Source organism: Caloramator quimbayensis (genome assembly GCF_900167605.1).
GTDB classification, from domain to species: domain Bacteria; phylum Bacillota; class Clostridia; order Clostridiales; family Caloramatoraceae; genus Caloramator_B; species Caloramator_B quimbayensis.
In genome coordinates this window covers 17,855-30,959 of sequence record NZ_FUYH01000028.1, presented here as the reverse complement: position 1 = coordinate 30,959, position 13,105 = coordinate 17,855, and the positions used below count along the sequence as shown (strand labels likewise).

Below are 13,105 nucleotides of genomic sequence, written 5' to 3'. Positions count from 1 at the left end.
AACTACAAATGTAATCGTTGAAATTTCAAATGGGGATTTCACTCTTTTTTTATTTAAGGTATTGATTTTTTCTCCAAGATGATATACTTTAGAAAAGTAAGTGAGCATTTGTTTTAAATAACTTTTGTTCATTTCATCAGCATCCTTTTTATGTTTGTTTGTGGTAAAACTATTATAAAAAGGATGCTTTCTTTATGCAATTTTTTTCTCTATATTTTCCAGTAAAAATCGGAAAATACCTAATTTCTACTTACTATTTCTTAACCATTATAAATCAACGGGCTTATCGCCCTAAAAATTTTCAAGTGCGAAATCTCTGGCACTTATATGTTTTTTAAACATTTTAGTATTATAAATAGCAGCATCCTTAGGGTATAATAACAAAACTAAAAACATCTCAAATCATCACATTAAAGGTAACAATATTATAATCAAACTTAATATCATACTAAATCAGCCTGTTTCAGCTTGGAATTTTTTATTCGTATATATCTGAAAACTCTATGCTTATTTTTTCTACTCTCTGATTCATAAAATCAGTCACATAATCCTGTTCATTCTTATCTTTTATTTTAATATCTGGAAGAGATACAATAAATTCGCTTCCTTGTCCAATAACACTGTTTAGCGTTATTAATCCATTGTGCATTTTAACGAGAGACTTTACTAACGAAAGTCCTATTCCGCTTCCCTCTCTGTTTCTTGATATTGATTTATCTACCTGTATAAACCTGTCGAATATAAGTTCCTTCATACTATCATCAATACCTATTCCTGTATCTTTTACTGATATATTTATATTATTGTCCTTCAAGTATATACTTACAAAAATTTTACCTCCCTCAGGAGTAAACTTCACAGCATTAGACAATAGGTTCAAAATTATTCTTTCAATTTTATCAGGATCACAGGCTATTATTCTTTCCTCTATCTGTGTATCGAAATACAATTCAATTCCTTTATTTTTAATAAATTCAGAAGCTGAATTTGTTATATCCTCAACTAACTGTACTATATCACAATTTATAAGTTTAATTTCAAACATTGAATCATCGATTTTAGTAATGTCTATCAAATTATTTATAAGCCTTATTAGTCTAAATGTATTTTGTTTCATAACTTTTAAATATTTATTCATACTATTTTTTTGAAAATTATCGCTCTTTAATGTTAAATCCATCATTTGATAAGAACAATATATCATATTTAGTGGTGTTCTAAGCTCATGGGAAATGTTTGCAAAAAAATCTGTTCTTAATTTTTCATATTCTTTAAGTTTAATGTTGCTTTTCTCAAGTTCAATTTTGCTTTTTAATATTATTTTATTATTTACAAACTCCTTAGCATAACTTGTATAAATCAAGTTTGAACCAAAAAATGAAGCTAAAATTACAAAAGCTGAGTTTATAATATTGCTGTATAATTGCTTTACATCAGAAACTATAAAAATCATTCCTGATACAAATACCACAAAGGATATTAAGTAAGTAACAAAACTCTCAATAGGAGATAAATAAAAAACTAATGATATACCAAATATAGAAATTATATAGGCTAAAATATGACCGCTGATGTATATACTATTTAAGCCCATAAAAACGCACCAATAAATTATTATGTTAATTAATATATGATTCATCAGCCTTTTATTAAATTTCTTCTTATTGGTCGTAATAATTTTAAATGCTATAAGCCATAGAGAAATTAATATAATTACTATAATATGAGAATAATAAAGATATTTGTAAGATACTATTTCATCACTCATAGGCTTATATAAAAATAAATCTACTAATATTAATATAATATTTATATGCAGTAAAATTACCCCTACATCCCTGCATCTGTTTATATTATTTTCTGCTATCATTTCATCAAATTCAATTCTGTCCTCATAATTATCAAATACAACTTTTTTAGGCAATATATACTTTATCATATGTTACCCTCTTGTTCATGTACAATAATGTAATTATTCTTATTTTAACATATTTCTGGTATATTTTCATTTATTTTATATTAAATTTATAATAATTTACATCTGCTATACATCGCTTTCAGTTTTTTGTAATTAAAATCAAATACTTCGTTTTTTCGACATATTATGTCGAAAAATTCTATTTATATATTGAATATTTTGTCTTGATTTGTCGGCATGAAAACATTAAAATATTTTTGGTATATTTACATAATTTTTTAAAAAATTTAAATATGATTTAAAAATCTATTATATATACCAATAATTGTTATGAGTTTAATTTAAAAATAAAATGATATTTTTAAATTAAGAGATTAAAACAAAGGAGGGTTAAATATGAAGAAAAAACTCAATTTTAATTCTGTTAAAACCAAATTAACATTTATACCACTTTTTATTCTTCTTATCGCTTTTGTATTTATTACAGTGATGTCAAGTTTCATTGTACAAAAATCTGCTATAAGATTGACAAAGGATGATGGTTTAAATTTAACAAGGCAGATAGCAAAACGAATTGAGCAAAATAAGCAGGCCTATAACTCTCTTAATGAGCAGATTGATGAAAAAATAAAAACAGCATGCAAGATTGTATTGATGCAGCCTGTAATTAACAACGACATTTTAAAAAGCATAGCACAGTCTATTGGTGCTGATGAAATAAATTACATCGATTCCACTGGTAAAATAATTTATTCTAATCTTTCATCAAGCATTGGTTATAAATTCGATACCAATCATATATCAAATCCTGTTTTAACAGGTACTAAATCTGATTTTATGGAAGATATAAGAAAAAGCACCGAGGATGAAAACTACTACAAATATGGATATGTACATAACCCAAAGGGCGGCATGATTCAAGTTGGTATACTTGCAAATAAAGTTCAGGAATTATATGAAAAGACAAGCTATCAAGCTGTAATAGATGAATTAGGGAAAGACCCTAATATCGTTTATGCGCTTTTTATAGATACAAATTTAAAGGCAGCAGCCCATACTGATAAAAGCAGAATAGGCATTGAGCTTAAAGACGAAGGAAGTAAAATGGCTGCAACTGAAGGAAAGGAGTATTCCTCAGAATATTTTTATGATGTTAAAAAGGTAAAAGTTTATGATGTTTTAACCCCTGTATATGATAAAGGACAGCTTATAGGTGCAATAGATGTAGGGCTTTCAATGAAAAGCGTCTATGATTCAGTTTCAAAAATCGTAATATTACTGTCCGTAATGGGAATTATCTCATTTTTAGTTGTAGGAATAATATTATTTATACTCTCAAATAATTCCGTAAAAGCTTTAAATGAAATAAAAAACTATTTATCTTTTATGTCAAAGGGAGATTTGTCGATTAATCTTAATAAAAAATTAGTAGATAAAAAAGACGAATTTGGAGAAATATCAAAGGCAATAAATGAAGTTCAAAGCTCATTTAAAGATATTATAAACGATATTAATTTGAAGGCTAAAAAGATTGAGAATGCCTGCGACAGTCTTATTTCAACATCGCAGGAGATGGCAGCAAGTTCACAGCAGGTATCTGCAACTATGAATGAAATAGCAAAGGGTACTCAGACTCAGACCGAGGAAATATCTGATGTTGTAAATCTCATGCAAAGTCTTGCACTGAATATGGACAATATCTATTCTAAATTAAAAAATGTAAAGGGCTCGGCAGAAGATACAAAAGATAAAATTGGTATAGGCAAAAACGAGCTTAATCTCCTTTTAGAATCTATTAATAATATAAAAGACTCCTTTAATATGGTAAATAGCAAAATTACAAATCTTTCAAATTCAATATCAAAGGTAAGCAGCATAACCGATGCTATAACAGCGATTGCAGAGCAGACTAATCTTTTAGCGCTAAACGCAGCAATCGAGGCAGCAAGGGCAGGAGAATCTGGAAGAGGCTTTGCAGTTGTTGCAGAAGAAGTTAGAAAGCTTGCTGAAGAATCGAGGCAGTTTGCCGATGAAATAAAAGGTTTAGTTGTATCAATAAATAAGGATACAAAAGATGTAATAGTAACATCAAACGAAGTGGACGAGCATGTTAAATCACAGATACAAACTGTAGATGAAACTGTAAAATCCTTTGAAGAAATATTAAGTTCAGTTGAAACTATAGTTCCATCTATAGAAGAAGTTTATAAATCCGTTGACCTTACAGTTGAGGTTAAGGACAGAGTATTATCAAAAACAGAAAACGTTTCAAGCATCATTGAGGAGTCCTCTGCTTCAACGCAGGAAGTTTCTGCTTCAAGTGAAGAGATGTCAGCTTCATCACAGGAAGTTGCTCAATCCGTGGAGGAATTAACCTCAATTGCAAATGAACTTGTTAATTCTGTAGAGAAGTTTAAAATCTGATTTTAAAAAGTTATATAGCGGCATTGGAGTAAGCCCCCTATGCCGCTATAATTATTTCACTATATTTCTAAGCACTCCGATTCCCTGTATTTCACAAGTAACCACGTCTCCACCCTTTAAAAACTTAGGAGGCTTAAATCCCATTCCTACACCAGATGGGGTACCTGTTGATATTATATCGCCTTTTTTTAAAGTAAGCCCTCTCGATATATTGCTTATAATGTATGGTATGTCAAAAATCATTTCTCTTGTGTTTGAGCATTGCCTCAACTCATCGTTTACATAACACTTTATATCAAGCTCTAAAGGAAATTTCAGCATGCTTTTATGTACTAAATAGGGTCCCATAGGGCAAGTACCATCCAGGCTCTTGCCTAAAAACCATTGAATATGCTTTGTCTGCAGGTTTCTTACTGAAATGTCATTTAAAATAGTATATCCAAAAATATAATCTTCAACTTCATTCTCAGGAATATCGCTTCCTTCTTTACCTATAACAACTGCAAGTTCCACCTCATAATCAAGTTCATTAGTCAAATCACTGTGAAGGGGTATGTTTTCTCCATGGGCAACTGCTCTGTTTACAAGCTTAGTAAAATATATTGGGCATTCAGGAACTCCGCCTTTAAAATCCATTGCGCTGGGTACTTCCTTAACATGCTCTTTATAATTTTTACCTAAACATATAACATTTCTTTTGGGAACTGTAATTGGTGATTGCAATTCTACTTCATTTATGTTAACTCCCTTATTGTTTTCAATTGCCTTTTTAATTTTTTCTTCATACTCATCCCTATATTCTTCAATAAATTCAATCATTGATATATTTGGATTTAAGCCTAAAACTTCGCTTAATGCTATAACCTTATTTTCATCCTTTGACAATACACCTATCTTTTCTTGCTCTTTATATTTGTATGTCAGAAATTTCATCCTCCGCACCTCCAAAAAATTAATTAAATTTTTTCGCTTTTTATCTATAATTATACAGTAAAAAATCTCAAATAAAACACAAAAAACCAAGCTTATACCTTAATCTTTGCTCTGTAAACTTCCCCAACTTTGCGAAACGGCAGCTATTATCGCTGGTTTGTTAAAATGAATATGAAATTCATGTTTGTACCTTAGAAACATTTTGTGATTTAGAATGTAATAAACGCCTAACCATAGACTTGAGGTTATATATAGAGTTTTATAAGATGAATTTAGTCAGTTATTTTTTAAAGAGAGGATAGGCTTATCCCTCTCTTTTAAGCTGCATTCTACTATTAAAAAACGTTTTATATCCAAGATTCAAAAATGTAATTACTGTTATTGAAACGCTACCTAATATCCCAAGCATAATGGCGATTTGATATTTTATTGCGACAAGGGGAAGTGAGCCTGATAGTATTTGTCCTGTCATCATACCAGGCAAAAATACAATTCCCATTCCAACCATTGAGTTTATTGTTGGCAGTATTGCCGAATCAAAGGCATTATCTATTATTGATTTACATGCATCCTTTGGTGTTGCACCAAGCATTAGTGAACATTCTATCATATCTCTTTGGTTTGTAACTCCATCAATCAGCTTGTTTATTCCAAGACTAATTCCAGTCATAGAGTTTCCAACAATCATGCCAGCAAGTGGGATGAGATATTGTGGATTAAACCAAGGTTTTATTTTTACAACAATAAGTAAAAAATATAATAAACTAAGCAGTGTTCCAGCTAACATAGAAATAGTAATTACATTTTTAAGTTCAATTGATAGTTTACTTTTATTTCTTTTAAATATATTGCTTATAGAAAATATTTCCATAAAGCCTACAATTAAAATTGTGATAAAAACATTTGGATTTTTAAATATATACGTTAGTATAAACCCTGTTAAAATAAGCTGAACTGTCATTCTAACAGTTGCAATAATTATCTCCTTTTCTATATTTAATTCACGCTTTCTAACTATAAAAAGAAGAATGATAATAAATATATATGCAGAAACAACTTGAATCAAAGACAAGTCAACAGCACCATTCATAATTTCAACTCCTTTTATTAATCTCAATAATGTGATCCGAATATTTTTTAGCGATTTCACTTGAATGAGTAACCATAACAAGTGTTTTATTGTTTTGTTTTACATAATTGCAAATATAGCTTATTACTTTATCCTCTGTTTTTTCATCAAGTGCAGAGGATGGTTCATCTAAAAGTATTACATCAGGATTCATAATTAGTACTCTTATAATACAAAGTCTTTGTTTTTCACCTCCTGATAGGTTATCAGCAGGTGAATTAAGGTCTTTGCCTATGCTAAATTCCATCATAAGTTTTTTTATTTCTTCTATATCATAATCAGTAGATTTTGCAAACTTTTTACCTACAAGTATGTTGTCCAATATATTTCCTTTATAAATAACAGGATTTTGAGGAAGCATAGTAATTTTTCGTCTAAGTTCTATGGCATCAAAATCATTAATGTTTTTTTCTTTATATAAAATTTCACCTTCTTCTGGAGATATAATGTTGTTCAACATTTTTAGTAAAGTAGTTTTACCACTGCCACTTTCTCCTACTATACTTGTTATCTTTTCTTCAGGTATTATTAAATGTTCAATATCTAATATGCCTTTAAATTTTATATTCTTTATTTCAAACATTTTTAACCTCCGATTTCCTTTATAAGTTCTAAGGCTTTTTCGGTAGCCTTACTTAATATTTCTTCTCCTTCTTTTGTTATTGAATAGTACTTTCTAATTTTACCCTCAACATTTTTAGATTCAACAACAAGCAGCCCTTCGCTGCATAGTGTATGAAGAATGGGATATAGTGTTCCAGGGCTTATATCGTATCCATGTTCCTTTAGTTCTTCTATCATCCAAGAACCATAAAACGGGCATTTTTTAGCATGATGAAGAATGTGTAATTCAATAAAACCAAGAAAAAGTTTTCTAAGTATTTTATTTTCCATATTTCAAACTATATTTTCCAGTTTAATAAATCCCCAGTAGTCAATACCCTCATCGTAGGAATTCGGTGTAATAAAGATGTTTTCTTCTTTGCAGCCCATTAATCTTAATATATCTCTTCCAATTCTATTTGAAAATTCATTACAATTTTCATTGTTTTTAAAGAATGAATTATATAATATATTAAATGATTCTGATTTTGAAATAAGATTATTTGAAGAACCTTTAATAATAAAAGGCTCTTCAAATCCATCATTAACAAATTTTGCATTTTCTCTTTTAATTATACTTAGCATTTTATTTTCAATTAAATTAAGCTTACTACTATAATCTATTGAATCATAATTGATTAAAAGCTTTTCTATAATAAACGATCCTGCTATATCTTGTATTCTACATGTTTTGTCCAATCTATGAAGCTTATTCAATATAAACAATAAAATATCTTCCATACTATTGTAAATGCTCCTCTACAATTTCAATTATATTTTTTAAAAAAGTTTTATCTTCTTCACTCATATGTTTTACAAATGTACTCGGTAAATTCTTAAGCTCGACATATATATCCTTAAGCTTTCTTGTATAATCTGTATTTAATTGAGGTGTAACTGAAAAAACTGAATATGCATCATTTATACTTCCACCTGATTCTAAAATTCTTTTTGCATCATTATTACTTAAAACTGTATATAATTTTCTTATATCTAAAGCACTAGGAATCTGTCTTGTACTACCTTCCTGTATTTCAGATAATCCTAACCACTTATATAGTTTTAATATTTCTATTCTATTAGTAAACTTATTATTAGAATCGTCCCATCCTAAATACTGTCTAAGATTTACATCTTTTAAAATTTCAACAAAATAAGAAAAATATGATATTACCTCATCATCATCTCTTGGTAATTCAACTTCATCATCTTTTCTCATTTCCTCGAATGCATAGAATGCTTTTTTCATCCATGATGCAGTAGATCTTCCCATTCCGAGTGTAGCCGCAGCATCTGTTATAGAATAATTTAATTGATCTACTAATGCAACAAGAGCCCTTGATTGTTGATAAGGTTTCCAACTCTTAACACCAGATATATGCCTTAATCCTTGTATTAAAAGTTGATAATCAGAAGAATTATCGTATGTCATATTTTCAATAGACAGTACATTTATTTTTTCTAGGCTTTTTACTATTTGACTGTCTATTTCAAGTCCCTCATTAATATCTTGTAAAAGACTTTTTACTGAAGCAATTCTTCTATTTCCTTCTATTACAACATAAAAATCAGACTTTTCTTCAAGCTTAACAACTACTATTCTGTCAATAGGTAAAAAACCAATATTTTGTATAGAATCTTTTAACTCATCTACACCAAATTTTGAAATATCAGTGAGAGTTTTCTTTTGTACTACATCATCACTAATTTTATTTGTACTTATCTTCTTTTTTAGTGCAGAGAATCTTGGATTATTTGGATCTAATAATAATTTATTAATTGAAACTTCTTTTGACATAAGATTATGTATAAGCATTTTACCTTCTGACATAATTTATCCCCCTTAATTAAAAAATAATAAAATTTCAAATAATTATTCAATTATCATTTATCATAAATTATATTTATCCAAAAATATTTTTACGATGAAAATATTTTTATAAGTACATCTGTTATAAATTAAATTCTTCAATTATAAATTTATACTAATTAGATAGGATGCTTAAATATTCAAATACTTTAATATGAAGGGCTATTTTTTCATTATATTATAAGAATTTAGAAGTTTATGGAACAATAGCGGGAATTCAAAATTAGGTAATTAACGAATTTCTTGATGTAACTCAAGTAGTGTTACATATGAAAATTTTTCAAAATACATTCATAATATAGAAATCTTTTCAAACGGCAGCATATAATACATTCTTAAGACATTGCATTAAATATTGGAATGGATTTAACAATATAAAATATATTAGAGTTGCGAAGAACGGTTATTTATTATTTTTATTTAAAAAATGGGAAGATTAACTTCTCAACGTTACTTATGCACCTTTAAGTTTTTGATATAAATTTTATATTAAATATTTATAATAAATAGCTGCCCTAAATTTACTAATAAGTACTTCTCTTCGAGGATGTAAACAATTAAAGTTAAAATTTAAAATAATTATACTATATCAAAAAATATAAAAAGGAATTTTATTATTAACTTAGAATATTTAAATAAAAAAATAATGATTGGAGGGGCAAGTATGCCAGTATATTATAGGACATTAAAAGTTTATGGGACAAGAGAAGAAATTAGAAGACAGGTAATTACTGCATTCCTTGATGAGCATCCTGGCAGTGGTAAAGGAGAAAACTGTTCAAAATATATTTATAATGTTGAAACTCTTTCAAATGGAGATAGTGTATTTCTTAAGAGGCCTGCTACATTAAATAAAGGAATGGACTTTACAGTACATGTAGAAAAACTGAAATTTAGAGAAAAGGGTATGACTGATATGCCAAGTCATAAAAATGTAATTGAGGATTTAATAAAAAAGAAAGACAGTAATCCTATAGAATATGAAAAAGTTAAGATCATGATAGACAAGCTGTATAAATGTCATCAGGTTGATGAAAATGAATATACAAATCTTTTATTCAATACAGGCTTCCCAATAGAAGCAATATTAAAATCTATAAAATGGCTCTTTATAGAGCAAGATGTTACCTACTGGAACTGGAGTGGAAGAAATATGCTTTATTCAGCTCTTATAGAAAATGATTTATGTTAAATAAAATTATATACAGCATATATACAGCAATAGAATCTATGAAGATAAATTAACTATTCTGTTTTTTCTCCTTAAATAAAATAGAAAAATTTTATAATAAAAAATAGTAATGAATAATCAGTTATTGTGCCAATTTATTTATTGTTTCTTTAAATTATATAATAAAATTAGAATAATATAATCTTATTTGATGAAAAATATTCTTGTATTAGCTTTTATTATCCAACAGATTACTTTAAATCCTTTTGATAATGGAGGAATTTTATGTTTGATTTTAATATTAATTTTAATAAAGCTTTTAATCTATATTCCAGAGAATAAAATAATTCCTGAAAAAGGGTATTTCTCAAAAAATGATTTTGTAAACTTGCTTAGAAAATATTGTAAAAATTCTAATGTCGTATATTTTCTTGCAGATATGTTAGAAGAATAATCCTTGTATTAACACCTGCCAAAAGGGATAAAATTTAATGATAAAAGGCAGGTGTTTTATATGGATAGCGATTTTAATTTACAGACAACTACAGTATGGAGCTTCCCTGAAAGAGGTAATTGGGGCACTCATAAAGGAGACTATCCTGGTAATTGGAGCCCATATATCCCTAAAAACATTATTTTAAGATATTCAAAGGAAAATGAAATAGTCCTTGATCAGTTTGCAGGAAGCGGTACAACTCTTGTTGAAGCTAAACTTCTAAATAGAAGAGCTATTGGCTGTGATATAAATGACAATGCCCTTATAATTTCAAAACAGAGAGTAAATAAAACTCTTGGGAATTCAAAAATATGTATATTAAAAAGAGATGCTCGAAAATTAGATGGAATTAAAAATAACTCAATTGATTTAATATGTACTCATCCTCCCTATTCCAATATGATAAAATATAGTATTGATAATAAGGATGACTTATCTTTATTATCTTTAGAGGATTTTTACATCGCCATGGGAGATGTAGCTAAAGAATGCTTTAGAGTTTTAAAATATGACAGATATTGTGCAATACTTATGGGGGATATGAGAAAAAATAATTTTATAATACCGATTGGATTTAATATAATGAATATATTCATAAATGAAGGTTTTAAACTTAAAGAAATAATTATAAAAGAACAGCACAATTGTAAGTCCACTAAATATTGGAAGGATTTGAGTATTAAAAAAAATTTTTATCTTATTACCCACGAATATCTATTTGTATTTAAGAAATTATGTTCTGTATAAACTTTATTTGTGTTAAAATATATAGATAAATAACCTATGTTGAGGTAATAATATGCACTATTACAATGATGATAGATTTAAACTGATACTTGGTGATTGCATAAATATTTTGAATGATTTAGAAGAAAAATCTGTAAATATGATTTTTGCAGATCCTCCATATAAATTAAGTAATGGAGGCATAACATGCAAATCAGGAAAGATGGCATGTGTAGATAAGGGAGAGTGGGACAAATCCTCAGGGCTTTATAAAGACCATGAATTTAATAAACAATGGCTCAAAAAATGCGACAGGGTTCTTAATGATAACGGAACAATATGGATTTCTGGAACATATCATATAATTCATTCCATAGCCTTTGCATTAATGGAAATGAATTATTATATTATCAATGAAATAATATGGTATAAACCTAACGCTGCACCTAATATGGGCTGCAGATGCTTTACTGCAAGCCATGAAACTTTAATATGGGCAAAAAAATCAAAAAAAGCCAAACATACATTTAACTATAACTCAATGAAAGAATTAAATGGTGGTAAACAGATGAGAAGCCTTTGGGAAATTCCTACAACTCCAGCAAGAGAAAAAACTTTAGGCAGCCATCCTACTCAAAAGCCAAAAGAACTCCTATATAGATGTATTATATCTTGCACAAAAGAAGGAGATATTGTTTTAGATCCTTTTTGCGGTTCTGGAACTACTGGAGTTGTTGCAATAGAAAATGGAAGAAATTTTATAGGAATCGATACTGAAAAGGAATACTTAGAATTAACCAAAAAAAGAATTTTGAATATAAAGGGGGATCTTACTTGAGTGAATTAGCAGCAAAACCTTTTTTAAAATGGGCAGGAGGTAAAAGTCAACTACTTCCAAAGATATTAGATAATCTGCCTCAAAGGCTAAAGGATGGAAAAATAAAAAAATACGCTGAGCCCTTTTTAGGAGGAGGGGCTGTATTTTTTTATTTGTCATCAATATACAATTTTGAGCAAATTATTTTAAACGATATTAACAGCGAATGCATACTTACCTATAAAGTTATTCAACAGTATGTAGATGATTTGATTAAAATATTATCTGAAATAGAAAGTGAATATATAAATAAAAATGATGATAAAAGGCAGGAAATGTTCTATGAAAGAAGAGATATGTTTAATGATGAAAAAACTAAAATAGATTATAATAACTTTTCTGATATGTGGATTTCTCATGCTGCAAATATGATATTTTTGAATAAAACATGCTTTAATGGATTGTACAGACAAAATAGGAAGGGACAATTTAACGTACCCTTTGGAAAATATAAAAACCCTACAATTTGCGATATAGATAATTTAAAATGCGTAAATAAAGCTCTTTATGGTGTTAAGCTTACTTGCGGTGACTTTGAAATTTTAACTTCTTTTATTGATGAAAATACATTTGTTTATATGGATCCTCCCTATAGGCCTTTGAACAATACCTCAAATTTCACAGATTATTCAAAGGAGCCTTTTAATGATGAAAGTCAGAAAAGGTTAGCAGCTTGGTTTTATTATTTAGATAGTATTGGAGCATCCCTCATGCTCAGCAATTCAGATCCTACAAATTCAGATCCTGATGATGATTTTTTTGACAAGCTTTATGAGGATTTTACTATAAATAGAGTTGATGCAATAAGGTCAATAAATTCTAAAGGAAGTGGAAGGGGAACGATAAGAGAACTTCTTATCTTAAATAATAAGTAATGAAAAGTACCAAGGGTACTTTTTATTTTTGATATTGAAGGAATTTAATATAAAACATAGAAATAAATAATAAAAATATAATT

13 protein-coding genes are annotated in these 13,105 nt (G+C 28.2%); 6 read left to right on the top strand and 7 right to left on the bottom strand.

From position 1 onward, the window contains the following. Positions 1–478 precede the first annotated feature (478 nt). Positions 479–1,939 carry a sensor histidine kinase gene (locus tag B5D15_RS13025; RefSeq protein WP_078697549.1) on the bottom strand — a complete coding sequence of 487 codons (1,461 nt, stop codon included), beginning with the start codon at positions 1,937–1,939 and terminating at the stop codon, positions 479–481. 375 nt (positions 1,940–2,314) lie between these two features. Here B5D15_RS13025 and B5D15_RS13020 point away from each other — a divergent pair, with 375 nt between their 5' ends. Next, on the top strand, positions 2,315–4,342 hold the full coding sequence (locus tag B5D15_RS13020) for a methyl-accepting chemotaxis protein (RefSeq protein ID WP_078697548.1): 2,028 nt from the start codon (positions 2,315–2,317) through the stop codon (positions 4,340–4,342). A 51-nt stretch (positions 4,343–4,393) separates the two neighbouring features. On the opposite strand, the gene B5D15_RS13015 is transcribed toward B5D15_RS13020, so the two are convergent. The 6 genes from B5D15_RS13015 to B5D15_RS12990 form a co-directional block, all read right to left on the bottom strand. Then, positions 4,394–5,275: a fumarylacetoacetate hydrolase family protein gene (locus B5D15_RS13015; protein ID WP_078697547.1), complete on the bottom strand. Its 882-nt coding sequence runs from the start codon at positions 5,273–5,275 to the stop codon at positions 4,394–4,396. A 304-nt stretch (positions 5,276–5,579) separates the two neighbouring features. Continuing rightward, the gene (locus B5D15_RS13010) at positions 5,580–6,365 is read right to left on the bottom strand and encodes an ABC transporter permease (protein WP_078697546.1); all 786 of its coding nucleotides are present in this window, start codon (positions 6,363–6,365) and stop codon (positions 5,580–5,582) included. Between the two features lie 4 nt (positions 6,366–6,369). Beyond that, entirely contained in the window at positions 6,370–6,987 is a 618-nt protein-coding gene (locus B5D15_RS13005) for an ABC transporter ATP-binding protein (RefSeq protein ID WP_078697545.1), read from the bottom strand. 2 nt (positions 6,988–6,989) lie between these two features. Further along, the gene (locus B5D15_RS13000; RefSeq protein WP_078697544.1) at positions 6,990–7,298 is read right to left on the bottom strand and encodes a PadR family transcriptional regulator; all 309 of its coding nucleotides are present in this window, start codon (positions 7,296–7,298) and stop codon (positions 6,990–6,992) included. A 3-nt stretch (positions 7,299–7,301) separates the two neighbouring features. Continuing rightward, positions 7,302–7,748 carry a hypothetical protein gene (locus tag B5D15_RS12995; RefSeq protein WP_078697543.1) on the bottom strand — a complete coding sequence of 149 codons (447 nt, stop codon included), beginning with the start codon at positions 7,746–7,748 and terminating at the stop codon, positions 7,302–7,304. Position 7,749: 1 nt separating this feature from the next. Next, positions 7,750–8,838 carry a ParB/Srx family N-terminal domain-containing protein gene (locus B5D15_RS12990; protein WP_078697542.1) on the bottom strand — a complete coding sequence of 363 codons (1,089 nt, stop codon included), beginning with the start codon at positions 8,836–8,838 and terminating at the stop codon, positions 7,750–7,752. A gap of 703 nt (positions 8,839–9,541) precedes the next feature. Here B5D15_RS12990 and B5D15_RS12985 point away from each other — a divergent pair. The 5 genes from B5D15_RS12985 to B5D15_RS12970 all read left to right on the top strand — a co-directional run bounded on the left by B5D15_RS12985 (position 9,542) and on the right by B5D15_RS12970 (position 13,022). Next, complete coding sequence (locus B5D15_RS12985; protein ID WP_078697541.1) at positions 9,542–10,069, top strand: hypothetical protein; 528 nt, start codon at positions 9,542–9,544, stop codon at positions 10,067–10,069. Between the two features lie 190 nt (positions 10,070–10,259). Beyond that, complete coding sequence (locus B5D15_RS15520) at positions 10,260–10,502, top strand: hypothetical protein (protein ID WP_179122313.1); 243 nt, start codon at positions 10,260–10,262, stop codon at positions 10,500–10,502. Positions 10,503–10,562: 60 nt separating this feature from the next. Then, complete coding sequence (locus tag B5D15_RS12980; protein ID WP_078697540.1) at positions 10,563–11,291, top strand: TRM11 family SAM-dependent methyltransferase; 729 nt, start codon at positions 10,563–10,565, stop codon at positions 11,289–11,291. A 52-nt stretch (positions 11,292–11,343) separates the two neighbouring features. Continuing rightward, positions 11,344–12,108, top strand: coding sequence for a DNA-methyltransferase (locus B5D15_RS12975; protein ID WP_078697539.1), 765 nt, complete (start codon positions 11,344–11,346; stop codon positions 12,106–12,108). Then, positions 12,105–13,022 (top strand): DNA adenine methylase, encoded by a 918-nt coding sequence (locus B5D15_RS12970; RefSeq protein ID WP_078697538.1) that lies wholly within the window; start codon positions 12,105–12,107, stop codon positions 13,020–13,022. Before B5D15_RS12975 ends, B5D15_RS12970 begins: the two co-directional genes overlap by 4 nt. Positions 13,023–13,105: the final 83 nt, after the last annotated feature.